Here is a 26830-nt window from a genome sequence, read left to right as displayed (position 1 = left end):
TCGCTTATCCGGCTTACGATAAAACAGAGACAAAAGGCGCGGGAAACTGCGCCTTTTTTACGGATACGACAAGATGAAAACACTGCAAATCGCCGTCGGAATTATACGTAATCCGCAGAATGAAATTTTTATCACCCGACGCGCGGCTGACGCGCATATGGCGAACAAGCTGGAGTTCCCGGGGGGGAAAATTGAGGCCGGTGAAACGCCGGAGCAGACGTTAAGTCGGGAGTTACAGGAAGAGGTCGGCATTACCCCGGCGAATGCCACGCTGTTTGAAAAGCTGGAGTATCAGTTTCCGGATCGGCACATCACCCTGTGGTTCTGGCTGGTCGAAAGCTGGCAAGGGGAGCCGTGGGGAAAAGAGGGGCAGTCCGGAAACTGGATTGCCGCAGACGCGCTCAGCGCGGACGATTTTCCGCCCGCCAATGAACCGGTGATTGCGAAGCTGAAACACGCTTCACTGGCCTGACAGAATGGGGAGGCCGGAAAAGCGTAGCGCTATCCGGCAGACGGGATGTAAGCCCTGACAGATAGCCGGATGGCGGCGTTGCCTTATCCGGCCTACTGATTACTCTTTCTCTTCACTCCAGTCGTCGCTGTCTGACAAATCGCCGCTGCTCGGAATACGTTTCTCCTCTGCGGCCCATTCACCCAGATCGATAAGCTGGCAGCGTTTACTGCAAAACGGGCGAAACGGACTGATTTCGCCCCAGACGACCGTTTTGCCGCAGGTCGGGCAGTTGACGGTAATGGTTTCTGACATCTTTACTCCTTAACAGCAGGCCAGTTCGAAGTCGAGGCGCTCAGGAACGACGCCGTTTTCGCTATCGATCGGCATAAAACGAATCGCAAACCGGCTCTTATGCCCGGAAATTTGCGGATACAGCTGGATATCAAGCGGCAGATTAAGGCGCAGTAAATCGGCGTCTTCGCCATTATCCTGATAAAACCCGTTCAGGCTGGTCTGTTTGCGGAAGGGGGCAGAATGGCGAATTAAATCGAGGATTAGGGTCAGCGCCTGGTTTAACGGATTCAGGCTGGCAAGCCAGGCCTCAACCTGCGCATCGCGCTGCGCCTGGGGCAGATGCAGCCACATATGCAGCGTCGGTAAATCAAAACTACAGCAGCCGCCGGGAATGCTCAGGCGCTGGCGCACCAGCGCGATCAGCCGATCTTCACGTAAAAATTGCCCAATCCGCGGGGCGGAGATCAGAACAGAACCTGCGCTTTTTAACTGTTGACGCAACGCTTCAATCCGGCTCTGATCGACCCCCGGCACTTCAATCCATGCCTGAAGTTTGCGCTGCTGGCGCTCCAGCTCTTTCAGCAATTCTGTACGCACTTCCCCGCGTTCGAACACATCCAGCAAATCTCCGACATTGCGAAAAAAGTGCAGCGCGTCCGCATGGGAGGCGACAGGGAGATTAGCGGAGAGTTGTTGAATTAAAAACTCAATGCGCAGCCATGTACGCATCTTTTCATTGAGTGGGTGTTCAAAAAGGACCTGGGTGTGCATTACGGTTTTTCCTGTGAGACAAACTGCGACGCAAGCTGGAGATAAAGCGCGTGCAGGCGGGCGACATCCGGCTTGATGGACTCTGGTGCGCCATTATTATCAATAACATCATCCGCCACGGCAAGACGCGCTTCACGCGTCGCCTGGGCTGCAAGGATCTGTTCAACATGCGCGCGGGTGACGTCGTCGCGCAGCATGGTTCGGGAAAGCTGTGTTTCGGCAGAGACATCCACCACGAGCACACGATTTGCTTTGCTGTGCAGGCCATTTTCAACCAGCAGCGGCACAACCCATAACACATACGAAGAAGTTGCCTGCCGGAACTGACGCTGCGTTTCCTGGTGAATAAGTGGATGGAGCAGGGCGTTAAGCCAGGCTTTTTCCTGCGGATTTGCGAAAATTCGCTCGCGGAGAAGCCGCCGCTGGAGCGTGCCGTCCGCGCCAATCAGCGCTTTGCCGAAGCGACTGGCAATGGCCTCCAGCGCAGGCTGGCCCGGAGCGACCACCTGACGGGCAATAATGTCTGCGTCAACGATCTGAACGCCGAGGTCAGCAAATGCGTTCGCAACGGTGCTCTTACCGCTGCCAATGCCGCCCGTTAAGGCTACCGTATACCTCATAAGCTCAGTTCCTGGAAATTAGCGATAATAATCAAATGGTTAAAATTTGAACGCTTAGTGACGAAGATGAACCCGGTCGTGGCCGACTTTCACCAGGTAAATTTATGGGATTGTAGCGTAAAAAAAGTGAATTTCGCAGTCTTGCGCGGCATTGATTAGTGCGTATGATAGCGTCACTGGAGTTGCGCTCTCATCCTTACAGCCCTTAACCCCAGGAATCCGCACATGCGTATTGAAGAAGATCTGAAGCTAGGTTTTAAAGACGTTCTTATCCGCCCTAAGCGTTCTACTCTCAAAAGCCGTTCCGAAGTCGAACTGGAACGTCAGTACACCTTTAAACATTCAGGTCAGAGCTGGTCTGGCGTCCCCATTATTGCCGCCAATATGGATACCGTCGGGACGTTTGAGATGGCGAAGGCCCTTGCCGCTTTCGATATTCTCACCGCCGTTCATAAGCACTACTCCGTTGAGGACTGGTCCGCATTTATCGAAGGCGCGTCTGCCAGCGTGCTCCGGCACGTCATGGTTTCCACCGGCACCTCTGACGCCGATTTCGACAAAACCAAACAGATTCTGGCGCTGAATCCGGAACTGAATTTTGTCTGCATCGATGTGGCGAACGGCTACTCAGAGCACTTTGTCCAGTTCGTATCGAAGGCCCGTGAAGCCTGGCCGAATAAAACAATCTGCGCGGGCAACGTGGTAACCGGCGAGATGTGCGAAGAACTGATCCTGTCCGGCGCCGATATCGTTAAGGTGGGTATCGGTCCTGGCTCCGTTTGTACCACGCGGGTTAAAACCGGCGTCGGCTATCCGCAGCTTTCCGCGGTCATCGAATGTGCTGATGCGGCGCACGGCCTGGGCGGGATGATCGTCAGCGACGGCGGTTGCACCACGCCGGGCGATGTGGCGAAAGCGTTTGGCGGCGGCGCTGACTTTGTCATGCTCGGCGGGATGCTGGCGGGCCATGACGAAAGCGGCGGCAAGATCGTTGACGAAAACGGTGAAAAATTCATGCTGTTCTACGGCATGAGCTCCGAGTCCGCTATGACCCGCCACGTTGGCGGCGTTGCGCAGTATCGTGCGGCGGAAGGTAAAACCGTTAAGCTGCCGCTGCGTGGTCCGGTAGAAAATACCGCGCGCGATATTCTCGGCGGCCTGCGTTCAGCCTGCACCTACGTTGGCGCTTCGCGTTTAAAAGAACTGACCAAACGCACGACCTTTATTCGCGTACAGGAACAGGAAAACCGCATTTTCAATAGCCTGTAATGTGCTACGTTCTGTTGTCGAAGGCCTGGTGTTTACCAGGCCTGAGATCGCTGGCAAACCCGCAGGTCGCTCTATCCCATTCCGCTCATCGCATCCCCCAGATGAAATATCGGCAGATACATTGCCACCACCAGCGTGCCGATAATTAATCCTGTAATCACCAGTAACGCTGGTTCCAGCAGCGCGGCAAGGCTATCGGCCAGCGCCAGCGTGCTTTCGCTGTGATGGCGGGCAAGATTATGCAGCATCGCGTCCAGCGATCCGGCGGCTTCGCCCGTTCGCACCAGTTGCAGACAGAGCGGAGTAAATTCCTGGGCGTTTTTAAATGCCTGCCAGACCGGGATGCCGCGGCTGATATCGTCTTGCACCTGTGAAATACGTTGTGTCCAGTAGGGACAGCGCAGGGTTTCCCGTACGCTCTCAAGCGCCGGTAAAAATGAAATCCCCGCGCTCTGCGTCAGCGCGAGGATGGTGAAAATCTGCGTCAGCTTTTGCCCTCTGAGCAAACGTCCCACAACCGGCGCGCGCAGCAGCCATCGCTGGCGTAAAACCTGCCAGGCAACGTGATGCCGGAGCCCCGCGGCGACTGCGGTGAGCGCAACGCCCGTCAGTATAACCAGCCAGCCCCAGCGCGCGCTGCCGTTTGCAACAGCGATAATCCACTGCGTCAGCGCAGGCAGCGGCGTGTTAAAGGTTCGGTAAATCGCGGCAAATTCTGGCAGCACAAAGTGCAGCATCGCCAGGACCACCATTACGGCCATGGTTAAAATGATGGTCGGGTAACGCAACGCTTTTGCGACCTTATCGCGTAGCTGCTTTTGCGCCTTCTGCTGGCGGGCGAGTTCAGAACAGCATACGTCGAGTTTGCCGGTCAGCTCTCCGGTGCGGATCATTGCCAGGTACAACGGCGGAAAAATGTCAGGCCATTGCGCCAGCGCGCTGGAGAGCGGCGCGCCATTCTCCAGCTCACGCGCCAGGCTCTCCAACAGCGCCTGCCACTGTTTGTCAGGATGCTGGCCGGCAAGCAGCCACAGCCCGTCGGAAAGCGTCAGTCCGGCCTGCAACAGCGTGGCGAGTTGCTGGATGACTTCCGCACATTTATCGCTGCGCCAGAGCGCCCGATTAACCCGTAAGCGCTTCACGCGCAGCGGCGTTATCCCGCATTGTTGCAGCGCCAGCATCAGCAGAGCGCGGTTTTCTGCCCATAGCGTTCCTTCGCCAGGCGAACCTCCGTTATCAATACCCTGCCAGCGCCAGAGTTTGTTAGCGCTCATTGGGGATACCCAGGATGCGTACCAGCTCCTCAAATGTCGTCAGTCCCTGGTCAACGGCGCGGCAGCCGCTTTCAAACAGCGTGAGCATCCCTGCCTGTCTGGCATACCCTTCCAGAGCTTCTGCCGTGGCGCCGTTCGCAATCTGCTGGCGCAGCCCGGCGCTTATCGGCAGCACTTCAAACAGCGCCGTGCGGCCATAATAGCCGTGATAACAATGCTCACAGCCCGGCGCCAGCCAGCGGGGCAGGGGCATGGCGCACACGGCTTGCGGCAAACGGACAGGATCGTCTGTGAGGCGGCGACAGTGGGGGCACAATTTTCTTACCAGACGCTGCGCCACTACCAGCGTTAGCGCCGATGAGAGCATCCAGCGCGCCACGCCCATCTGCTGCAGGCGCACCAGCGCTTCGCAGGTGGAGTTAGTATGCAGCGTGGAAAGCACCAGGTGACCGGTTTGCGCCGCTTTAATGGCGATTTCCGCCGTTTCGCCGTCGCGGATCTCACCGACCATAATGACATCCGGGTCCTGGCGTAACAGCGCCCGTAATACGCTCTGAAAGGTCAGTCCGGCGCGCGGATGGATCTGCGTCTGGTTAATACCCTCCAGCGGTATCTCCACCGGATCTTCAACGCTGCACAGGTTTACCTCCGTCGCGTTTCGCGACTGCAGTGCGCTGTACAGCGTCACCGTTTTGCCGCTGCCCGTGGGGCCGGTGACCAGCACCAGCCCCTGCGGCTGCTGTAACGCATGGTTAAAGGCGGAAAGCTGCGTGTCGTGCATTCCCAGCGCGGTAACCTCCAGCGCCTGGTTCACCTGATGCAGCAGACGCAGCACCACCTTTTCACCCTGGCGGCACGGGAGCGTGGCAATACGAAACGAGACGGCGGCGCCGTTCAGTTCGACGGTGAACTGACCATCCTGCGGCAGCCGGTGCTCGGCAATGTCCAGATGGCTCAGGACCTTCAGCCGCGCCGTCAGGGCGACGCCCGTCTCTTTCGCAATATCGGGCAGGCTATGCAGCACGCCATCTATCCGCAGGCGAATGCGAAAGTGATGTTCCGCAGGCTCAATGTGGATATCTGAGGCGCGGCTGGTCAGCGCTGCCTGTAACGTTTTATCAAGTAGCGTCGCCGCGCTGAGGCTGGATTCAGGTATCACCGCGGGCAGCGTTTGCTGCGGCTGGTGCAGATGTCCCTCCATTTGCTGACGCGTCCAGCAGACAATTTCAATGCGTTTGGTGGTGGCGAAGTGCAGGGCATCCAGTAGCTGATGGGAAGGCGCGTCCACTACGGCGACGTGTACGGCTTCGCTATCGGCGTCAAGCAGGATCCCCTGATAGCGCTGGCAAAGCGCTTTTAGCTGCGTGGTATTCATTCTGAACCTCCTGCGTTGGCATCAAAGCGAAAAACGTCTTCACAGGCCTGCTGCAACGCGCCGTCATTCTGAATCGCGCAGCTGCGCGTCCAGCCCGTTATGCCGTTAGCGTTATCCCAGACCGGCGTCATGACCACGCTGAGCCCGTTCAAACTTTCCTGGCCGCTCATTGAAACCACTCCCTTCGCCACGCTCATGGCCGAGACGTAGCGGGTGGTGGTCGGGGCGGGAATGCCGTTACTTCCTGCATCGCAGGTCGCGACGCCGCCATGTTCCAGCGCGCAAAGTTCAACGGCGGTGCGGTAGGGGACGAAGGTTTGCAGTATGTCCGTGAGCGCAGCCTTGCGCAGATAGTTCTGGTACGCCGGAATGCCGATGGCGCTGAGAATCGCGATAATGCCGATCACCACCATCAGTTCAATAAGGGTGAATCCACGTTGTTTATCCATTGGTCGCTCCTTGAGTTAGCGGAGGCAACTTTGGCAAACGCGATCGGGATTAGCGAACGGCAAAAGGAGAATCGGGAATCCGGGTTCAGAGGAATCTGTCGGCGTTTCATCACCGGACAATGCTTTTACGAGGCGGCTCGAAAAAGTGCCGGATGGCGGAGTGGCCCGGTCAGCGTCAGCGCCACCGGGCAAAGAGGATTAACGAAAGCGCATTGAGAGGTCGAGCGCACGCACGTGTTTCGTCAGCGCGCCGACGGAAATAAAGTCGACGCCGGTTTCGGCAAATTCACGCAGCGTCGCGTCGGTGACGTTGCCGGAGACCTCCAGGCGCGCCTGGCCGTTGGCGCGTTTCACCGCTTCACGCATCTGCTCGGTTTCGAAGTTATCCAGCATGATGATGTCAGCGCCGGCTTTCAGGGCCTCGTCCAGTTCATCAAGGTTTTCGACTTCAACCTCAACCGGGACGTCAGGGTGCAGCCAGAACGCCTTTTCCACCGCCTGACGGACTGAGCCGGAGGCGATAATGTGATTCTCTTTGATCAGGAACGCGTCAGAAAGCCCCAGCCGGTGATTGGCGCCACCGCCGCACAGCACGGCGTATTTCAGCGCAGTGCGCAGGCCCGGCAGGGTTTTACGCGTATCCAGCAGCTGCGTTTTCGTTCCCGCCAGCAGATCGACATACTTGCGCACTTCGCTTGCGACGCCGGAGAGCGTCTGCACAAAGTTCAGCGCGGTGCGCTCGCCGGTCAGCAGGATTCGGGCGGGTCCCTCCAGCTCAAACAGTGGCTGACTGGCGCTGATGCTGTCGCCATCCTCGACGTGCCAGATTAGCGTGACGTCGTCGCCCGCCAGTTGAATAAACACTTCTTCCACCCAGCGTTTGCCACAAAAAACGCCGTTTTCACGGGTGATAACGGTCGCGTGAGCGCGAGTATTTTCCGGCAAAAGCTGTGCCGTAATATCGTTACCGGCATCCACTTCACCACCTAAATCTTCACGCAGCGCCTGGGCGACAGCGGCAGGGATATCCAGATTAATGCGTTCCAACAGCGCGTCACGTCGGTAGTCAGGGTTATAACGGCGAGGCGGCATGATAAAACTCCAAATTGCTAACGAATCATAAGGTGGAAACATGCTACTCTGAAGCGGCTATCAGCACCACTCAAAAGGAGAACCTGCATGTTGTTAGACAAGGGCTGGCTGGCAGAGGCGCGGCGCGTCCCTTCTCCCCATTACGATTGCCGCCCGGATGACGAAAATCCTTCTCTGCTGGTGGTGCACAATATCAGCCTGCCGCCCGGTGAATTCGGCGGTCCGTGGATTGATGCCTTATTCAGCGGAACAATTGATCCAGCCGCACATCCCTTTTTTGCTGAAATTGCCCATCTGCGCGTTTCGGCCCATTGTCTGATTCGCCGCGACGGTGAAATCGTTCAGTATGTTCCTTTCGATAAGCGCGCGTGGCACGCTGGCGTTTCGCATTATCGCGGCCGCGAGCGCTGTAATGATTTTTCGATAGGCATTGAGCTGGAAGGGACCGATACGCTGGCCTATACCGATGCGCAATATCAACAGCTGGCGGCAATTACCCGCACCCTGATTACACATTACCCGGCCATTGCCGATAACACAACCGGACATTGTGATATTGCGCCTGAGCGTAAGACCGACCCGGGGCCAGCCTTTGACTGGACAAGGTTTCGCGCTCTGGTCACCCCCTCGTCAGATAAGGAGATGACATGACGCTGTTTACGACACTTCTGGTGCTGCTGATTGAGCGCCTGTTTAAGCTGGGAGAACACTGGCAGTTCGATCACCGCCTGGAGGCCTTTTTCCGGCGAGTTAAACGCTTTTCGATGGTGCGGACGCTGGGGATGACGCTGATTGCGATGGCGTTAACGTTTCTGCTGCTGCGCGCGCTGGACGGCCTGCTATTTAACGTACCGACGATTGTCGCGTGGATTTTGATTGGGCTGCTGTGTATTGGGGCGGGGAAAGTGCGAATGCACTATCACGCCTATCTTACCGCGGCGTCGCGCGACGATGCGCACGCCCGTACGGCGATGGCCAGCGAACTAACTATGATTCACGGCGTTCCGCCGGGCTGCGATGAGCGTGAATTTTTGCGTGAGCTGCAAAATGCGCTGCTGTGGATTAACTTTCGTTTTTACCTCGCGCCGCTGTTCTGGCTGATTGTCGGCGGAACCGTCGGGCCTGTGCTGCTGGTGGGTTACGCCTTCCTGCGCGCCTGGCAGTCCTGGCTGGCGCGCTACCTGACGCCCCATGAGCGTTTGCAGTCCGGCATTGACGCTATTCTTCACGTGCTGGACTGGATCCCGGTACGTCTGGCAGGCGTGGTTTATGCGTTGATCGGCCACGGTGAGAAAGCGCTGCCGGCCTGGTTCGCATCCCTTACCGATTTGCATACCGCCCAGTATCAGGTGGTAACCCGTCTGGCGCAGTTCTCGCTGGCGCGAGAGCCGCATACCGATAAGGTTGGGACGCCGAAAGCGGCAGTATCGATGGCCAAGAAAACTTCCCTGGTTGGGGTGGTGGCCATTGCGTTTCTGACTATTTACGGGGCGCTGGTGTAGCGTCAGATTTTGCCGGATGGCGCTACGCTTATCCGGCCTACAGGATTCGGTCTGGAGTAGCTAATTTTTGCCGGATGGCGCTGCGCTTATCCGGCCTACAGGATCCGGCCAGGAGTAGCTAATTTTTGCCGGATGGCGCTACGCTTATCCGGCCTACGGGATTCGGCCTGGAGTAGCTAATTTTTGCCGGCGGGCCGACATGCCCGACAGCGTAGCGCCGCCGGGCTGCGTTTCAGAGAGTATCCGCGGGCGGAATACCAAAATCCGGCATTCCGTTTTCGTCCCAGCGAACCAGCTTCAGACGGGTATGACGGTTAGGATCGTAGAGTGGATCGCCCTCGATTTCGGTGTAGTTGCGCGCGTGATATACCAGCACATCTTCCCCTTCCGGCGTTTGCGTAAAGCTGTTATGCCCCGGCCCGTACTGACGATTTTCATAGCTGGTGGCAAAGACCGGACGCGGCGATTTATGCCAGTTCGCCGGGTCTTGCGGATCGGCGTTCATATCAATCCATAAAAGACCCATGCAGTAGTTCTCATCCGTTGCGCTGGCGGAGTAGCTGATGAACAGCCTGTCGCCATGCGTGAGCACCGCCGGACCTTCGTTGACCCAAAAGCCCCGACACTCCCAGTCATATTCCGGTTGGCTGAGCATCACCGGCTCGCCCTTGAGCGTCCACGGGTTTTCCAGCTCGGCAAGGTAAATGTTAGAGTTACCTGCGATATGCGGGGATTTTTGCGCCCACAGATACCACTGTTTCCCCTGATGATGAAACGTGGTGGCATCCAGCGCAAAGGTATCAAACGGAGTTTTTATCTGGCCCTTCTCGCGCCAGAGGCCGGTGAGCGGGTCGGCATCGGCACATTCCAGCGCGTACATCCGGTGCTGGAACATCCCCAGTTTGTCGAGCGCCTGAGTATGGGCAGCGGCGAAATAGATATACCACTTACCGTTGATACGATGAATTTCCGGTGCCCAGATCAGTTCGCACATCGGGCCGGTTTCCGGTTTACGCCAGACGACAACCGGTTCCGCGTTGCGCAGACCTTCCAGAGAGGCCGCCCGGCGGATTTCCAGCCGGTCATATTCCGGCACCGAGGCAATAAAGTAGTAGTCACTACCGTCTCGCAGGATAAACGGGTCGGCGCGTTGCTCAATAAATGGGTTTGGCCAGTTTGGCATTAGGCTTTCCTTACGCTTTCAGTGGCTTTCAGTTCCTGATATTCATTAAGCTCGCGGTAGTTGACGCGGCGCTTTTCCAGATCGTCCTGAATCTGTTTCATCAGTTCGCGGTCAACCTTCAGCAGACGAACCACGCCTGCGGTAATGAGATAACCCACCCCCGGAATAACCGTAAACAGCAGTACTATGCCGTTGATCGCCGTGTCGCTCTGGGCTTTCGCTCCGGCGTCGTAGCCGTACCAGGAGAGCAGAAAGCCGACCATCGCCCCGGCAATCGCCAGACCGAGCTTCAGGAAGAACAGATTACCGGAGAAGCTGATGCCGGTGATACGTTTGCCGGTTTTCCATTCGCCGTAGTCGTCAACGTCCGCCATCAGCGACCAGTGCAGCGGCGACGGGATCTGATGCAGAATATTCAGCAGGAAGTAGAGTACGACAATCAACGCGGTGGTTTTCGGGTCGAAGAAGTAAAACGCGCAGGAGAAGAGAGCCAGCGCGATGTTGGTCCAGAAGAACACTTTCAGTTTGCACCAGCGGTCGGTCAGCACTTTCGCCAGCATACTGCCAATCATCATGCCGACCACGCCCAGGCTGATAAACAGCGTGGCGAAATGGGTGCTTTGTCCCATCACCCACGTGACGTAGTACATGGTTGCCGCCATGCGAATAAAGCCGGGGCAGACGTTGCACAGCGTCAGCAGCAGAATGCGCACCCACTGATCGTTCTTCCAGACGTCTTTAAAATCGTTCTTCATGTCATCGTGCGTGGGAACGGCAGGGCGCACGCGTTCGCGGACGGTGGCAAAGCAGAACAGGAACATGCACATGCCGATAATCGCCAGTACGGTCATCGCCATCTGGTAGCCTTTCGCCTTGTCGCCGCCGCCGAACCAGTCGACCATCGGCAGCAGGGTAAGCGACAGCAGCAGCGTCGCAATGCCGACTAAAACAAAACGATAAGACTGGCAGGCCACGCGCTCCTTCGGATCGTTGGTTATGACCCCGCCTAACGAGCAGTAAGGTATGTTAATGGCGGTATAGGTGATTGACAGCAGGAAATAGGTGACAAACGCATAGATAACCTTGCTGTTATATGACCAGTCAGGGGTGGTGAACATCAGGATGCTGAACAGCGCGTAGGGGAAGGCGATCCACAGCAGCCAGGGGCGAAAACGGCCATATTTGCTCTGGGTTCGGTCGGCAATGGCGCCCATCACCGGATCGGTTACAGCGTCAATCACGCGGACCGAGAGTAGCAACACGCCGACCAGTGCGGGAGCCAGACCAAAAATATCCGTATAAAAATAGTTAACAAACAGCATGATAGCACCGAAAATAATATTGCATCCGGCGTCGCCCATGCCATAACCAATCTTCTCTCTTACCGACAGTTTACCCTTATCCATCGAGACATCTCCCCATCTGGTGATGGTGAGAATTATTTGTCGGCGCAGGAATAATTGCGTTGCAGGATAGCGCCGCTGATATGGACGAAATAGCTAATGGCAGGAAAGTGTGAGGCAGATAACAACCCTCAACCGGCAGACGGGTGAGGGCGAGGGGGATTAATGCGCTTTAACCGTTTTTGCCGTCTTTTGTTTGCACAGGTAGCCAACGCCCAGGATCAGCAGCCATACCGGGATTAAATAGACCGAGATTGCCATTCCCGGCGTGATTAACATAATCACCAGCACCGCAGCCATAAACAGCAGGCAGATCCAGTTCCCCAGCGGATAAAGCAGGGCCGGGAAACGGGTTTTCACGCCCTGCTGCTGTTTGGCGCGGCGGAACTTGATGTGCGCAAGGCTAATCATCGCCCAGTTGATCACCAGCGCGGAAACCACCAGCGCCATCAGCAGGCCGAACGCTGATTCCGGGGCCATATAGTTGATCAGTACGCACAGCGCAGTAACCAGCGCGGAGACCAGAATGGTATTGACCGGCACACCGCGCTTATCGACGGAGAGCAGCGCTTTTGGTGCGTTGCCCTGCTGCGCCAGGCCAAACAGCATACGGCTGTTACAGTAGACGCAGCTGTTATAGACCGACAGCGCCGCGGTCAGCACCACGATGTTCAGCGCATTCGCTACAAAGGTGTCGCCCAGCTCGTGGAAGATAAGGACAAACGGGCTGGTGTCGGCGGTAACCCGCGTCCACGGCAGCAGGGAAAGCAGCACTGCCAGCGAACCCACATAGAAAATCAGAATACGGTAAATCACCTGATTGGTGGCTTTCGGAATGCTCTGTTCCGGGTTATCGGCTTCCGCCGCGGTGATGCCCACCAGCTCCAGACCGCCGAAGGAGAACATGATGATTGCCATCATCATGACCAAACCGGTCATGCCGTGGGGCAGGAAGCCGCCCTGTTCCCACAGGTTGCGCACGGTCGCCTGCGGTCCGCCGTTGCCGCTGAACAGCAGCCAGCCGCCGAACAGAATCATCGCCACCACGGCGATCACTTTGATGATGGCGAACCAGAACTCCATTTCGCCGAACACTTTAACGTTGGTCAGGTTGATGGCGTTGATGAGGATAAAGAACGCGGCGGCGGAAACCCATGTCGGGATCTCCGGATACCAGAACTGAATGTATTTTCCGACGGCGGTCAGTTCCGCCATTGCGACCAGCACATACAGCACCCAGTAGTTCCAGCCCGATGCGAAGCCAGCAAAGCCGCCCCAGTATTTATAGGCAAAATGGCTGAATGAACCGGCAACCGGCTCCTCAACCACCATCTCGCCCAGCTGGCGCATAATCAGAAAAGCGATAAAACCTGCAATCGCGTAACCCAGAATGATACCGGGCCCGGCAGACTGGATAACGGAGGCGCTGCCCAGGAACAGGCCTGTTCCTATCGCGCCGCCCAGCGCGATTAGCTGGATATGGCGGTTTTTAAGCCCGCGCTTAAGCTGCTCGCCGTGCTGCTGACTGTCCATCATGAAACCTCGTGTGTGGTGCGCTCTTTCTTTGATGAGCGTTTATCTGTTAATAACGCAGGATGCGCGTGTAAGTTTGCAATTCCGTTTGTTGTATTATTTTGTTTACGGTTGTGGTTTATAAAATGTCGCCGAAGCTCTTTTGTCCGGATCAGAATAATGGTACGCGCAGTGGAATGCACCTGGTTTATGAATGGTTGATGACGAGTTGCATAAAAAGAGAGCAGATGTAACTACCCCCTTTATACCCTCTGAAATACTTTTTTCGGTAATAATTTAAATTTTAATCTAATTTATTTGCATAAACATGCAACTGAATCGCTTCTTCAGGCATTTTTTCTCGTTTCAATAAAGTTAAACCTACCCCGTGAGAGGTAAATTTAACATTTGTGCATAGTTACAGGGTTGAAACGATATTTCTGTAATGTTGTTAAAATGTGCGTGGTTTCCTGATTTCAATCAAAACCTATATGGACAGAAGGTGAATACTTTGTTACTTTAGCGTCACAGATATATAATTGGTAAGACCAATTGACTCCGGGCAAATGGCTTAAGACAGGACATCATGGCCTACAGCAAAATCCGCCAACCAAAACTATCCGATGTGATTGAGCAGCAGCTGGAGTTTTTGATTCTTGAGGGCACGTTACGCCCCGGAGAAAAACTCCCACCGGAACGCGAACTGGCGAAACAGTTCGATGTCTCCCGTCCCTCCCTGCGTGAGGCGATTCAACGTCTCGAAGCGAAGGGTCTGTTGCTCCGTCGCCAGGGCGGCGGCACTTTTGTTCAGAGCAGCCTGTGGCAGAGCTTTAGCGACCCACTGGTAGAGCTGCTCTCCGATCATCTTGAATCCCAGTTTGACCTGCTCGAGACGCGCCACGCGCTGGAAGGCATTGCCGCATACTATGCGGCGCTGCGCAGCACCAGCGAGGACAAGACGCGTATTCGTGAACTGCACCACGCCATTGAGCTGGCGCAACAGTCAGGCGATCTGGACGCCGAATCCGATGCGGTCCTGCAATACCAGATTGCGGTCACCGAAGCGGCCCACAATGTGGTTTTGCTTCATCTGCTAAGGTGTATGGAGCCGATGCTGGCGCAAAACGTCCGCCAGAACTTTGAATTGCTCTATTCGCGTCGTGAAATGCTGCCGCTGGTGAGTAGTCACCGCACCCGTATTTTCGAAGCGATTATGGCCGGTAACCCCGAGGAGGCGCGCGAAGCATCGCACCGTCACCTGGCGTTTATCGAAGAGATATTGCTGGATCGGAGCCGTGAGGAGAGTCGTCGTGAACGCGCCTTACGCCGCCTGGAGCAGCGCAAGAATTAGTTTTTTCTGGCAGTACGTTTACCAGAAGATGTTGTTAATAAAGCGCAAAAATGTGCGCGGCAACTAAACGCAGAACCTGTCTTATTAAGCTTTCCGACGAAAGTTTAATGGGACAGGTTCCAGATAACTCAACGTATTAGATAGATAAGGAATAACCCATGTCAGAACGTTTCCAAAATGACGTGGATCCGATCGAAACTCGCGACTGGCTACAGGCGATCGAATCGGTCATCCGTGAAGAAGGTGTTGAGCGCGCTCAGTATCTGATCGACCAACTGCTTTCCGAAGCCCGCAAAGGCGGCGTGAAAGTAGCGGCAGGTGCAGGGGCAAGCAATTACATCAACACTATTGCCGTTGAAGACGAACCGGAATATCCGGGCAATCTGGAGCTGGAGCGTCGTATTCGTTCTGCTATCCGTTGGAACGCCATCATGACCGTGCTGCGGGCGTCGAAAAAAGACCTCGAGCTGGGCGGCCACATGGCATCCTTCCAGTCTTCAGCAACCATCTATGACGTTTGCTTCAACCACTTCTTCCGCGCCCGCAACGAACAGGATGGCGGCGACCTGGTGTACTTCCAGGGCCACATCTCCCCGGGCGTTTATGCGCGCGCCTTCCTCGAAGGCCGTCTGACCGAAGAGCAGATGGATAACTTCCGTCAGGAAGTGCATGGCAATGGCCTCTCTTCCTACCCGCACCCGAAACTGATGCCGGAATTCTGGCAGTTCCCGACCGTCTCTATGGGTCTGGGTCCTATCGGGGCGATTTACCAGGCTAAATTCCTGAAATATCTGGAACACCGCGGCCTGAAAGACACCTCTAAACAGACCGTTTACGCCTTCCTGGGCGACGGTGAAATGGACGAGCCGGAATCCAAGGGCGCGATCACTATCGCCACCCGTGAGAAACTGGACAACCTGGTCTTCGTCATCAACTGTAACCTGCAGCGCCTTGACGGCCCGGTCACCGGTAACGGCAAGATCATTAACGAACTGGAAGGCATCTTTGAAGGCGCCGGCTGGAACGTGATTAAAGTGATGTGGGGCAGCCGTTGGGATGAACTGCTGCGTAAAGACACCAGCGGTAAGCTGATCCAGCTGATGAACGAAACCGTTGACGGCGACTACCAGACTTTCAAATCGAAAGATGGCGCCTACGTCCGCGAACACTTCTTCGGTAAATATCCGGAAACCGCAGCGCTGGTGGCCGACTGGACTGACGAGCAGATCTGGGCGCTGAACCGCGGCGGTCACGATCCGAAGAAAGTTTACGCTGCACTGAAGAAAGCGCAGGAAACCAAAGGCAAAGCGACCGTTATCCTCGCCCATACCATTAAAGGCTATGGCATGGGTGACTCCGCGGAAGGGAAAAATATCGCCCACCAAGTGAAGAAAATGAACATGGACGGCGTTCGCTACGTCCGCGATCGTTTCAACGTGCCGGTATCCGATGCTGACCTTGAAAAACTGCCGTACATCACCTTCCCGGAAGGTTCTGACGAGCATAAGTACCTGCATGAACGCCGTCAGGCGCTGCACGGCTACCTGCCGTCCCGTCAGCCGAACTTTACCGAGAAGCTGGAACTGCCGACCCTGGAAGATTTCGGCGCGCTGCTGGAAGAGCAGAACAAAGAGATCTCCACCACTATCGCTTTCGTTCGCGCCCTGAACGTGATGCTGAAGAACAAGTCGATCAAAGATCGTCTGGTGCCGATCATCGCCGACGAAGCGCGTACCTTCGGTATGGAAGGTCTGTTCCGTCAGATTGGTATCTACAGCCCGAACGGCCAGCAGTACACCCCGCAGGACCGTGAGCAGGTTGCGTACTATAAAGAAGACGAAAAAGGTCAGATTCTGCAGGAAGGTATCAACGAGCTGGGCGCAGGATCTTCCTGGCTGGCGGCGGCGACCTCCTACAGCACCAACAATCTGCCGATGATCCCGTTCTATATCTACTACTCCATGTTCGGGTTCCAGCGTATCGGCGACCTGTGCTGGGCGGCGGGCGACCAGCAGGCGCGCGGCTTCCTGATTGGGGGTACCTCAGGGCGCACTACCCTGAACGGCGAAGGTTTGCAGCACGAAGATGGTCACAGCCACATTCAGTCGCTGACTATCCCGAACTGCATCTCTTACGATCCGGCTTACGCCTACGAAGTGGCGGTCATCATGCATGACGGTCTGGAGCGTATGTACGGTGAAAAACAAGAGAACGTTTACTACTACATCACCACGCTGAACGAAAACTACCACATGCCAGCGATGCCGGAAGGCGCGGAGGAAGGTATCCGTAAAGGTATCTACAAACTCGATACCCTTGAAGGCAACAAAGGTAAAGTTCAGCTGCTGGGTTCCGGTTCTATCCTGCGTCACGTGCGTGAAGCGGCAGAGATCCTGGCGAAAGAGTATGGCGTCGGTTCTGACGTATACAGCGTTACCTCCTTCACCGAACTGGCGCGTGACGGCCAGGACTGCGAGCGCTGGAACATGCTGCATCCGCTGGAAACTCCGCGCGTACCGTACATCGCTCAGGTGATGAACGACGCACCGGCTGTCGCATCAACTGACTATATGAAACTGTTTGCTGAACAGGTTCGTACTTATGTACCGGCTGACGATTATCGCGTACTGGGTACCGACGGCTTTGGTCGCTCCGACAGCCGTGAAAACCTGCGTCACCACTTCGAAGTGGATGCGTCCTACGTGGTGGTAGCGGCGTTGGGCGAACTGGCTAAACGTGGTGAAATCGATAAGAAAGTGGTGGCGGATGCCATCGCCAAATTCAACATCGATGCAGAAAAAGTTAACCCGCGTCTGGCGTAAGAGGTAAAAGAATAATGGCTATCGAAATCAAAGTACCGGACATCGGGGCAGATGAAGTTGAAATCACCGAGATCCTGGTCAAGGTCGGCGACAAAGTGGAAGCAGAGCAGTCGCTGATCACCGTGGAAGGCGACAAAGCCTCTATGGAGGTCCCATCTCCGCAGGCTGGCGTGGTTAAAGAGATTAAAGTCTCTGTCGGCGACAAAACCGAGACGGGCAAACTGATTATGATTTTCGATTCCGCCGACGGCGCAGCTGACGCTGCGCCTGCTCCGGCAGAAGAGAAGAAAGAAGCGGCGCCGGCGAAAGCTGAAGCGGCTCCGGCAGCAGCTGCACCGGCGGCGACCGGCGCGAAAGAGGTTAACGTACCGGATATCGGCGGCGACGAAGTCGAAGTCACCGAAGTGATGGTCAAGGTTGGCGATAAAGTTGCAGCCGAACAGTCGCTGATCACCGTTGAAGGCGATAAAGCGTCGATGGAAGTGCCGGCGCCGTTCGCGGGCACCGTGAAAGAGATCAAAATCAGCACTGGCGACAAAGTGAAAACCGGCTCTCTGATTATGATCTTCGAAGTGGAAGGCGCAGCGCCTGCTGCGGCTCCGGCGAAACAGGAAGCGGCTGCTCCGGCGCCTGCGGCGAAAGCAGAAGCGCCAGCAGCGGCAGCGAAAGCGGAAGGTAAATCTGCATTCGCTGAAAACGACGCCTACGTTCATGCAACTCCGCTGATTCGTCGCCTGGCGCGCGAATTCGGCGTAAACCTGGCGAAAGTGAAGGGCACGGGCCGTAAAGGTCGTATCCTTCGCGAAGACGTTCAGGCTTACGTGAAAGAGGCGATCAAACGCGCTGAGGCTGCGCCAGCCGCGGCAAGCGGCGGCGGTCTGCCGGGCATGCTGCCGTGGCCGAAAGTGGACTTCAGCAAGTTTGGTGAAATTGAAGAAGTGGAACTGGGTCGTATCCAGAAAATCTCTGGCGCCAACCTGAGCCGTAACTGGGTGATGATCCCGCACGTTACGCACTTCGACAAAACCGACATCACCGATCTGGAAGCGTTCCGCAAGCAGCAGAACGCCGAAGCTGAGAAGCGTAAACTGGACGTGAAGTTCACCCCGGTTGTCTTCATCATGAAAGCCGTGGCTGCGGCGCTTGAGCAGATGCCACGCTTCAACAGTTCGCTGTCGGAAGACGGTCAGCGCCTGACGCTGAAGAAATACATCAACATCGGCGTGGCGGTTGATACGCCGAATGGCCTGGTGGTTCCGGTCTTTAAAGACGTGAACAAGAAGAGCATTACCGAGCTGTCCCGTGAGCTGACCACTATCTCCAAAAAAGCGCGTGACGGTAAGCTGACCGCTGGCGAAATGCAGGGCGGGTGCTTTACCATCTCCAGCATCGGCGGCCTGGGCACCACCCACTTCGCGCCGATTGTCAACGCGCCGGAAGTGGCTATCCTCGGGGTGTCCAAATCGGCGATGGAGCCGGTATGGAACGGTAAAGAGTTTGTGCCGCGTCTGATGATGCCGATCTCTCTTTCCTTCGACCACCGCGTGATCGACGGCGCTGATGGTGCGCGTTTCATTACCATCATCAACAATATGCTGTCTGACATTCGCCGTCTGGTGATGTAAGCAAAAAAGCCGGCCCGACGGCCGGCTTTTTTCTGGTAATCTCATGATGTGGTTGAGGTTATTAGTGCGAAGAAAAATCGTTGCCGTTTTGTTGTTTCAAAATTGTTAACAATTTTGTAAAATACGGGCGGATAGAACGACCCGGTGGATGATGGGCGAGAAGACCAGGGACCGCCGGATACAAATTAAGAGGTCATGATGAGTACTGAAATCAAAACTCAGGTCGTGGTACTTGGGGCAGGCCCGGCAGGTTACTCTGCTGCCTTCCGTTGCGCTGATTTAGGTCTGGAAACCGTCATCGTAGAACGTTACAACACCCTCGGCGGTGTTTGTCTGAACGTCGGCTGTATCCCTTCTAAAGCGCTGCTGCACGTAGCGAAAGTTATCGAAGAAGCCAAAGCGCTGGCTGAACACGGTATCGTCTTCGGCGAGCCGAAAACCGATATCGACAAGATTCGTACCTGGAAAGAGAAAGTTATCACTCAGCTGACCGGTGGTCTGGCGGGTATGGCCAAAGGCCGTAAAGTGAAAGTGGTAAACGGTCTGGGTAAATTTACCGGGGCGAACACCCTGGAAGTTGAAGGTGAAAACGGCAAAACCGTGATCAACTTCGACAACGCAATCATCGCGGCGGGTTCCCGTCCGATCCAGCTGCCGTTTATTCCGCACGAAGATCCGCGCGTCTGGGACTCCACCGATGCTCTGGAACTGAAAGAAGTACCGAAGCGTATGCTGGTTATGGGCGGCGGTATTATCGGTCTGGAAATGGGCACCGTTTACCATGCGCTGGGTTCAGAGATCGACGTGGTGGAAATGTTCGACCAGGTTATCCCGGCGGCGGATAAAGACATCGTTAAAGTCTTCACCAAACGCATCAGCAAGAAGTTCAACCTGATGCTGGAAACCAAAGTCACCGCCGTTGAAGCGAAAGAAGATGGTATCTACGTTTCGATGGAAGGTAAAAAAGCGCCTGCCGAAGCGCAGCGTTACGACGCGGTGCTGGTGGCGATCGGTCGCGTGCCGAACGGTAAAAACCTCGACGCAGGCAAGGCTGGCGTTGAAGTGGACGACCGCGGCTTTATCCGCGTCGACAAACAGCTGCGCACCAACGTGCCGCACATCTTCGCTATCGGCGATATCGTCGGTCAGCCGATGCTGGCGCACAAAGGCGTGCATGAAGGCCATGTGGCCGCTGAAGTTATCGCCGGTAAGAAACACTACTTCGATCCGAAAGTGATCCCGTCTATCGCCTACACCGAGCCGGAAGTGGCATGGGTGGGTCTGACCGAGAAAGAAGCGAAAGAGAAAGGCATTAGCTATGAAACCGCCACCTTCCCGTGGGCGGCGTCTGGCCGTGCTATCGCTTCCGACTGCGCAGACGGTATGACCAAGCTGATTTTCGACAAAGAGTCTCACCGTGTTATCGGTGGCGCGATTGTCGGGACCAACGGCGGCGAGCTGCTGGGTGAAATCGGTCTGGCGATCGAGATGGGCTGTGATGCGGAAGACATCGCGCTGACCATCCATGCTCACCCGACGCTGCACGAGTCCGTAGGGCTGGCGGCAGAAGTGTTTGAAGGCAGCATTACCGACCTGCCAAACCCGAAAGCGAAGAAGAAGTAATTTTGCGGGTGCAGGCCTGATAAGCGAAGCGCTATCAGGCTAATAAAAAGCGGCGTAATCGCCGCTTTTTTGTGCCTGCTATTCTACAGGCTGCCACGGTTGCTGGTCGCTGTACTGCGTGATTGCGGCGGCTTTCTTCTCCGTCTCTTTTCCCAGGTCCGCCTGATACACCTTATCGTCCTGATTCACCACGAAGCTCATCACCCCCGTTTCGCCCCATGTCACCGGCCAGGCCAGTAACGCGAACCCGCGGCTGCTGTTGCTGGCAATTATGCGGAAATGGTAGCCGTGATAGCCTTCGCTATGCATATCCGGACTGAACGCCGGGCCTAACGGGCTGGGCCGTTCACCGGGCTGCACCGGCCAGTAGAGTCCGTCCTGTTGCCCCTCGCTGCTGATCAGCTTTGTTGCGAACATCTGTTTACGCTGCCGGTAATCATACTGGGCGTCGACGTAGGCGCGCATGGCCTGTATTGCCGACAGCTCGTTGCGGCCAATGGTTCGCGTCAGGATTTCATCCTGCGCGGCGGACATATCAAAATGCCAGCCCGTATCTGACTTCACGACAGGAATGGGCAACTGCCAGTTTTGCTGCCCGACGTTCAGGTATGCGACATTGCCCTGCCGCACAATGCGATGGCTGATTTTCCAGTCGCGGTTAAACCGCGCGACCGCTTGCGGGTCGGCGCCGTCGGGAGGCAAAAATTGTCGCCAGTTATCCCCTAACAGCGCGGTTAACTGCGCATCGTTTTTGCTGGCGACCGCGCTGGCGAAGGCGCTGGCCGCTTCATCCGGCGTGGCGAACATCTGCTGCGCGTGGCTCAGTAAAGGCAGCGAAAGCAGCAGGGCGCTAAATAGCATTTTTTTCATATTCGGCTCCGGTTAGCGATGACGAAATTCGTGGCGCTCAGAAAGGTGTTCACGCGCCGCGGCGCGCTGCTCGCCGCTCAGGTGCCCCACGCGACGACTTTCCTGGCCGCGTCGCTGCTGCGACTGCCAGTCCGGCGAGCGGCTGTCGTTGCCGCTGAAGGCATTGGCGTGGTTTTGCCGGAAGGTCTGGCGCTGCTCAGGCGTTGAGGCGGCGATCCGCTGGCGGGCGTTGTCTCTTTGCTGCTGCGTGACCGGATGCGGCTGCGCCCGAGTTTTCAGCGCCTCACGGCGCTGTTGCAGCGGCACAGCGGTCGGTTTATGTATCGCCTGATGAGGAGCGCTGGCGCGATCCGTATCGTAGCCGCGGTAATTGTTGCGCCGGGCAATCTGATCCAACTGCTGCGAAGCCGCTTTACGCCGGGCGTCACGCGAGGGGGACTGTTGCTGCGCGGCGGCGGTCGGGTGGCGCTGTTGCAATTGCGCCATTGCCGCCTGGCGCTGACTGTCGCGCGTGGCCGCCGTCGGCTGCCGGGTGGCGCTCAGACCGCCGCTGACGTTGGTCTGATGAAAGCGTTGCGCGGTGGCGCTGTTATGGTACGGCACGCCGTCGCGATACGCCGGGTTATGGCGCCAGGTCAGATTCTGCTCCTGCAGATGCTGTCCGGTAATACGGTTGAAGTTATTGACGTTAATGTTGATGTTATCGCCGTTATGCTGGTAGCCGTCGTGATGGTGGTCATGGTCATCGTGGTGATGATCGTCGTCGTGATGGTGATGATGATCGTCATCATCGTCCCAGTCGATGTTGCTGAACAGCGCGTAGGTGGTGGCGACGCCGAGGCTGTAGCCGAAGCCTTTCACAAAGCTGCTGGCGAACTGTTCGCCCGGAGGCGGCGGCAGATAGACCGGCGGGTACGCGGTATTGGGCCAGGTGCCGTACACCGTGGCGGGGTTATAGCTGGGGACGTACACTACCTGCGGATCGGCCGGTTCAATTTTAATCACCGTTGGCGTGGATGCAGTCGCGCTGGCAGTCCGGGCGGCGGGCGCAGGTTGAGCGGTCGCCACGCTTTTCTTCGGCGTGCTGGTGACCGTCTGCTGCGGCGTGGATTGCAGCGAACCGGTTTGCTGCGCCAGCTGGCGCAGCCGCTGTACTGCATCCATTACATCCTGCGGCTGTGCCAGAAACGCGTCGCCAAGATCCTGCACCCATTGCGGGTTTTCACCCATCAGCGCCATTAGCTGCGGAAAGGCCACCAGCGACTTCACGCTGGGGTCCCACGGTTGCCCGGAAACGGCCTGAATCGCGGCATCACCCTGTAGCGTGGGATTATCACGTGACCACTGCACCGCCTGCACCACATTCGCCGGATAGGTAGCGGCCATCAACACCTGAGAGAGCAGCGGGTCCGGATAGAGCGCAATGGGGGCGATCCACTGGTCGATCTGCGCGGTGGTGAACGCGGGCTGGACGACCGGCGCGGCGGGAGCTGGCGCAGGCGTCGTGACGGGAACGGGTTGGGAAGGCGCTTCGGGCGTCCGGCTTTTTACGTATATCACCCCGGAAGCGGCGAATAACCCGGCGCTACAGACAAGCGCCAGCACATGGGGTTTAAAAGACAACGTCATTTTCTTACTCCCGATTCCTCAAGAAATCGCTGTGGTCGAATTGCTGCCACCCGCAGGCGCAGTGGGGGTGAGTATAGAGAGCCGATAGTTTAATTTTTGACTAATCCTGTGATCGCGACCACGGGGCGCTGAGGAGAGCGCAAAATTAATGTGACCCTTTGTAACAGCGCTTAATTGCCTTTTGCCACGAGCACAACGGGCATTAGACCATCCTTAACGATTCAGCCACTTTTTTTATGTTGCTTTTTTGTAAACAGATTAACACCCCACTAAAATCCTGCTATTCTGCCCGTTGCGGTACCGGGCATTTACCCAACTAACTGCTGTCTCACAGGAGCGTGAAGAAAATCGCCCATCGATAAAAGCGCCGCACTATGACAATGAGAGCGAGGAGAACCGTCGTGCTAGAAGAATACCGTAAGCACGTAGCTGAACGTGCCGCCGAGGGGATTGTGCCCAAACCCTTAGATGCAACCCAAATGGCCGCGCTCGTCGAGCTGCTGAAGAACCCGCCTGCGGGCGAAGAAGAGTTCCTGTTAGACCTGTTAATCAACCGTGTTCCCCCTGGCGTCGATGAAGCCGCCTACGTTAAAGCGGGTTTTCTCGCTGCCGTCGCCAAAGGCGAAACGACCTCTCCGCTGGTTACGCCTGAAAAAGCCATCGAACTGCTTGGCACCATGCAGGGTGGTTACAACATCCATCCGCTGATTGACGCCCTCGACAACGACAAGCTGGCGCCGATTGCCGCCAAAGCGCTGTCCCACACCCTGCTGATGTTCGATAACTTCTATGATGTGGAAGAAAAAGCCAAAGCGGGCAACGCATTTGCGAAGCAGGTGATGCACTCCTGGGCGGATGCCGAATGGTTCCTGAGCCGTCCTGAGCTGGCAGAAAAAATGACCGTCACCGTCTTCAAAGTGACCGGTGAAACCAACACTGACGATCTCTCTCCGGCGCCGGACGCCTGGTCCCGTCCGGATATCCCGCTGCACGCGCTGGCGATGCTGAAAAACGCCCGTGAAGGCATTGAGCCGGATCAGCCAGGCGCCGTCGGCCCGATCAAACAGATCGAAGCATTGCAGCAGAAAGGTTTCCCGCTGGCCTACGTTGGCGACGTCGTGGGGACCGGTTCTTCGCGTAAATCGGCTACTAACTCGGTGCTGTGGTTTATGGGCGACGATATTCCGTACGTGCCGAACAAGCGCGGCGGCGGTCTGGTGCTGGGCGGTAAAATCGCGCCAATCTTCTTTAACACGATGGAAGATGCGGGCGCGCTGCCGGTGGAAGTGGACGTATCAAACCTGAATATGGGCGATGTGATTGACGTTTACCCTTATAAAGGCGAAGTGCGCAACCATGAAAGCGGCGAACTGCTGGCGACCTTTGCCCTGAAAACCGACGTGCTGATCGATGAAGTGCGCGCCGGTGGCCGTATTCCGCTGATCATTGGCCGCGGTCTGACCACCAAGGCGCGTGAAGCGCTGGGTCTGCCGCACTCAGACGTTTTCCGTCAGGCGAAAGACGTGGCGGAAAGCAGCCGCGGCTTCTCGCTGGCGCAGAAAATGGTTGGTCGCGCCTGCGGCGTCGCCGGCGTTCGTCCGGGCGCTTACTGCGAGCCGAAGATGACCTCGGTTGGTTCTCAGGACACCACCGGCCCGATGACCCGTGACGAACTGAAAGACCTGGCCTGCCTGGGTTTCTCTTCCGATCTGGTGATGCAGTCTTTCTGCCATACCGCGGCCTATCCGAAGCCGGTTGACGTGACCACCCATCACACCCTGCCGGACTTCATCATGAACCGCGGCGGTGTGTCGCTGCGTCCGGGGGATGGCGTTATCCACTCCTGGCTGAACCGTATGCTGCTGCCGGATACCGTCGGCACCGGCGGCGACTCCCATACCCGCTTCCCGATCGGCATCTCTTTCCCGGCGGGTTCCGGTCTGGTGGCCTTTGCCGCCGCAACCGGCGTAATGCCGCTGGATATGCCGGAATCGGTGCTGGTGCGCTTCAAAGGCAAAATGCAGCCGGGCATCACCCTGCGCGATCTGGTGCATGCGATCCCCCTGTACGCCATCAAACAGGGCCTGCTGACCGTTGAGAAGAAAGGCAAGAAAAACATCTTCTCGGGTCGTATCCTGGAGATTGAAGGCCTGCCGGATCTGAAAGTCGAGCAGGCGTTTGAGCTGACCGATGCCTCCGCCGAGCGTTCCGCTGCCGGTTGTACCATTAAGCTGAACAAAGAGCCGATTATCGAGTACCTGAACTCCAATATCGTGCTGCTGAAATGGATGATCGCCGAAGGTTACGGCGACCGTCGCACCCTGGAACGCCGTATTCAGGGGATGGAAAAATGGCTGGCGGACCCGCAGCTGCTGGAAGCTGACGCCGATGCGGAATACGCCGCGGTGATCGACATCGATCTGGCTGACATTAAAGAGCCGATTCTGTGCGCGCCGAACGATCCGGACGACGCGCGTCTGCTCTCTGACGTCCAGGGCGAGAAGATTGACGAAGTGTTTATCGGTTCCTGCATGACCAACATCGGTCACTTCCGCGCCGCCGGAAAACTGCTGGATGCGCACAAAGGTCAGCTGCCGACCCGTCTGTGGGTGGCGCCGCCAACCCGTATGGATGCCGCGCAGCTAACGGAAGAGGGCTATTACAGCGTCTTCGGCAAGAGCGGCGCGCGGATTGAGATCCCCGGCTGTTCGCTGTGCATGGGTAACCAGGCGCGCGTCGCCGACGGCGCGACGGTGGTTTCTACCTCCACCCGTAACTTCCCGAACCGTCTGGGCACCGGAGCGAACGTCTTCCTGGCCTCTGCGGAACTGGCGGCGGTTGCGGCGCTGATCGGTAAACTGCCGACGCCGGAAGAGTATCAGACCTACGTGGCGCAGGTGGACAAAACCGCTGTCGATACCTACCGCTATCTGAACTTCGACCAGCTTTCCCAGTACACCGAGAAGGCTGACGGAGTGATCTTCCAGACGGCAGTGTAATTTACCGGAGGCGGCTGCCTTATCCGCTCTTCGGGATTTTCCCGGAGCGGATCAGGCGTGACGCCGCCATCCCGTCCGGGTAGCCTGCATAACCCATCGCAACTGCGGTGGGTTTTTATTTTCATTCCTCCCACTTTGCACGCTTTTTTTCTTTCTCTCTGCTGCGATAATTACCCCAAGGGCTTTGCAGAGGAACACCTTATGGATTACGAATTTCTGCGCGATGTTACCGGGCGGGTTTTAGTGCGTATGTCGATGGGCCACGAAGTGGTGGGTCACTGGTTCAATGAAGAGGTAAAGGAGAACCTGACGCTGCTTGATGAAGTGGAACAGGCGGCGCAGGCGGTGAAGGGCAGCGAGCGTTCCTGGCAGCGGGCCGGTCATGAGTATACGCTCTGGATGGACGGCGAAGAGGTGATGATCCGCGCCAACCAGCTGGAGTTTACCGGGGACGAAATGGAAGAAGGTATGAACTACTACGATGAAGAGAGCCTGTCGCTGTGCGGCGTGGAAGATTTTCTGCAGGTGGTGAAAGCCTATCGCGACTTTTTACGACAATCCTGAGCGAATTCAATCATCAGAGAGCGCCGGACGTCAGCGTCCGGCTTTTTTTGCGCCGAAAAAGTACAATTGATTTTTATTAATCAATTAAGAACTGTGATCTGACACCTTTCTGATCTAAAATTGATTAAATATAATCTTTGTGATTTTAT

Annotated in this window: 22 protein-coding genes; 10 read left to right on the top strand and 12 right to left on the bottom strand. The window is 56.5% G+C overall.

The window, feature by feature from the left end:
* The first annotated feature begins 73 nt into the window (after positions 1-73).
* Complete coding sequence (gene mutT / locus K7R23_RS00555) at positions 74-472, top strand: 8-oxo-dGTP diphosphatase MutT (RefSeq protein WP_012904489.1); 399 nt, start codon at positions 74-76, stop codon at positions 470-472.
* 99 nt (positions 473-571) lie between these two features.
* Here mutT and yacG read toward each other — a convergent pair whose 3' ends face one another.
* Genes yacG through coaE form a run of 3 tightly spaced genes read right to left on the bottom strand, consistent with a single transcriptional unit; the run spans position 572 to position 2139 of the window.
* Entirely contained in the window at positions 572-766 is a 195-nt protein-coding gene (gene yacG, locus K7R23_RS00550; protein WP_012904490.1) for a DNA gyrase inhibitor YacG, read from the bottom strand.
* A gap of 9 nt (positions 767-775) precedes the next feature.
* On the bottom strand, positions 776-1519 hold the full coding sequence (gene zapD / locus K7R23_RS00545) for a cell division protein ZapD (RefSeq protein WP_012904491.1): 744 nt from the start codon (positions 1517-1519) through the stop codon (positions 776-778).
* Positions 1519-2139: a dephospho-CoA kinase gene (gene coaE / locus K7R23_RS00540; RefSeq protein WP_012904492.1), complete on the bottom strand. Its 621-nt coding sequence runs from the start codon at positions 2137-2139 to the stop codon at positions 1519-1521. The genes zapD and coaE overlap by 1 nt, the downstream gene beginning before the upstream one ends.
* A gap of 225 nt (positions 2140-2364) precedes the next feature.
* Here coaE and K7R23_RS00535 point away from each other — a divergent pair, with 225 nt between their 5' ends.
* Positions 2365-3408: a GMP reductase gene (locus tag K7R23_RS00535; protein ID WP_012904493.1), complete on the top strand. Its 1044-nt coding sequence runs from the start codon at positions 2365-2367 to the stop codon at positions 3406-3408.
* Between the two features lie 71 nt (positions 3409-3479).
* On the opposite strand, the gene hofC is transcribed toward K7R23_RS00535, so the two are convergent.
* The 4 genes from hofC to nadC all read right to left on the bottom strand — a co-directional run bounded on the left by hofC (position 3480) and on the right by nadC (position 7598).
* Positions 3480-4682: a protein transport protein HofC gene (hofC, locus tag K7R23_RS00530; protein ID WP_012904494.1), complete on the bottom strand. Its 1203-nt coding sequence runs from the start codon at positions 4680-4682 to the stop codon at positions 3480-3482.
* The gene (gene gspE, locus K7R23_RS00525; protein ID WP_012904495.1) at positions 4672-6057 is read right to left on the bottom strand and encodes a type II secretion system protein GspE; all 1386 of its coding nucleotides are present in this window, start codon (positions 6055-6057) and stop codon (positions 4672-4674) included. The genes hofC and gspE overlap by 11 nt, the downstream gene beginning before the upstream one ends.
* Entirely contained in the window at positions 6054-6506 is a 453-nt protein-coding gene (gene ppdD / locus K7R23_RS00520) for a prepilin peptidase-dependent pilin (RefSeq protein ID WP_012904496.1), read from the bottom strand. The genes gspE and ppdD overlap by 4 nt, the downstream gene beginning before the upstream one ends.
* Before the next feature lie 198 nt (positions 6507-6704).
* The gene (gene nadC, locus K7R23_RS00515; protein ID WP_024132465.1) at positions 6705-7598 is read right to left on the bottom strand and encodes a carboxylating nicotinate-nucleotide diphosphorylase; all 894 of its coding nucleotides are present in this window, start codon (positions 7596-7598) and stop codon (positions 6705-6707) included.
* An 87-nt stretch (positions 7599-7685) separates the two neighbouring features.
* Here nadC and ampD point away from each other — a divergent pair, with 87 nt between their 5' ends.
* Together ampD and ampE are read left to right on the top strand one after the other, a co-directional pair.
* Positions 7686-8249, top strand: a complete 564-nt coding sequence (gene ampD / locus K7R23_RS00510) for a 1,6-anhydro-N-acetylmuramyl-L-alanine amidase AmpD (RefSeq protein ID WP_012904498.1) — start codon at positions 7686-7688, stop codon at positions 8247-8249.
* Positions 8246-9100, top strand: coding sequence for a beta-lactamase regulator AmpE (gene ampE, locus K7R23_RS00505; protein WP_012904499.1), 855 nt, complete (start codon positions 8246-8248; stop codon positions 9098-9100). The genes ampD and ampE overlap by 4 nt, the downstream gene beginning before the upstream one ends.
* 232 nt (positions 9101-9332) lie before the next feature.
* Here the strand turns inward: ampE and K7R23_RS00500 are convergent, their stop codons facing one another.
* The 3 genes from K7R23_RS00500 to aroP all read right to left on the bottom strand — a co-directional run bounded on the left by K7R23_RS00500 (position 9333) and on the right by aroP (position 13222).
* Complete coding sequence (locus K7R23_RS00500; protein ID WP_012904500.1) at positions 9333-10283, bottom strand: glycoside hydrolase family 43 protein; 951 nt, start codon at positions 10281-10283, stop codon at positions 9333-9335.
* Positions 10283-11689, bottom strand: a complete 1407-nt coding sequence (locus tag K7R23_RS00495; RefSeq protein ID WP_012904501.1) for a glycoside-pentoside-hexuronide (GPH):cation symporter — start codon at positions 11687-11689, stop codon at positions 10283-10285. The genes K7R23_RS00500 and K7R23_RS00495 overlap by 1 nt, the downstream gene beginning before the upstream one ends.
* A gap of 159 nt (positions 11690-11848) precedes the next feature.
* Positions 11849-13222 carry an aromatic amino acid transporter AroP gene (aroP, locus tag K7R23_RS00490; protein ID WP_012904502.1) on the bottom strand — a complete coding sequence of 458 codons (1374 nt, stop codon included), beginning with the start codon at positions 13220-13222 and terminating at the stop codon, positions 11849-11851.
* Positions 13223-13784: 562 nt separating this feature from the next.
* On the opposite strand from aroP, the gene pdhR reads away from it, so the two are divergent.
* The 4 genes from pdhR to lpdA all read left to right on the top strand — a co-directional run bounded on the left by pdhR (position 13785) and on the right by lpdA (position 20619).
* Complete coding sequence (gene pdhR / locus K7R23_RS00485) at positions 13785-14549, top strand: pyruvate dehydrogenase complex transcriptional repressor PdhR (protein WP_012904503.1); 765 nt, start codon at positions 13785-13787, stop codon at positions 14547-14549.
* A 158-nt stretch (positions 14550-14707) separates the two neighbouring features.
* Positions 14708-17371, top strand: a complete 2664-nt coding sequence (gene aceE / locus K7R23_RS00480; RefSeq protein ID WP_012904504.1) for a pyruvate dehydrogenase (acetyl-transferring), homodimeric type — start codon at positions 14708-14710, stop codon at positions 17369-17371.
* Between the two features lie 14 nt (positions 17372-17385).
* Entirely contained in the window at positions 17386-18996 is a 1611-nt protein-coding gene (gene aceF / locus K7R23_RS00475) for a pyruvate dehydrogenase complex dihydrolipoyllysine-residue acetyltransferase (RefSeq protein WP_012904505.1), read from the top strand.
* Between the two features lie 198 nt (positions 18997-19194).
* The gene (gene lpdA / locus K7R23_RS00470; protein WP_001519338.1) at positions 19195-20619 is read left to right on the top strand and encodes a dihydrolipoyl dehydrogenase; all 1425 of its coding nucleotides are present in this window, start codon (positions 19195-19197) and stop codon (positions 20617-20619) included.
* 78 nt (positions 20620-20697) lie between these two features.
* On the opposite strand, the gene K7R23_RS00465 is transcribed toward lpdA, so the two are convergent.
* Together K7R23_RS00465 and K7R23_RS00460 are read right to left on the bottom strand one after the other, a co-directional pair.
* Positions 20698-21489 carry a DUF2950 family protein gene (locus K7R23_RS00465; RefSeq protein ID WP_012904506.1) on the bottom strand — a complete coding sequence of 264 codons (792 nt, stop codon included), beginning with the start codon at positions 21487-21489 and terminating at the stop codon, positions 20698-20700.
* 12 nt (positions 21490-21501) lie between these two features.
* Positions 21502-23118, bottom strand: coding sequence for a DUF3300 domain-containing protein (locus K7R23_RS00460; RefSeq protein ID WP_012904507.1), 1617 nt, complete (start codon positions 23116-23118; stop codon positions 21502-21504).
* 401 nt (positions 23119-23519) lie between these two features.
* Between K7R23_RS00460 and acnB the strand changes: the two genes are divergently transcribed.
* Both acnB and yacL read left to right on the top strand, forming a co-directional pair.
* Positions 23520-26117 carry a bifunctional aconitate hydratase 2/2-methylisocitrate dehydratase gene (gene acnB, locus K7R23_RS00455; protein ID WP_012904508.1) on the top strand — a complete coding sequence of 866 codons (2598 nt, stop codon included), beginning with the start codon at positions 23520-23522 and terminating at the stop codon, positions 26115-26117.
* Between the two features lie 201 nt (positions 26118-26318).
* On the top strand, positions 26319-26681 hold the full coding sequence (gene yacL / locus K7R23_RS00450) for a protein YacL (RefSeq protein ID WP_012904509.1): 363 nt from the start codon (positions 26319-26321) through the stop codon (positions 26679-26681).
* Positions 26682-26830: the final 149 nt, after the last annotated feature.

It is taken from the genome of Citrobacter rodentium NBRC 105723 = DSM 16636, assembly GCF_021278985.1.
GTDB lineage: Bacteria > Pseudomonadota > Gammaproteobacteria > Enterobacterales > Enterobacteriaceae > Citrobacter_A > Citrobacter_A rodentium.
Note: the sequence above shows the minus strand (reverse complement) of the source record. Positions and strands in the feature narration are given on the sequence as shown.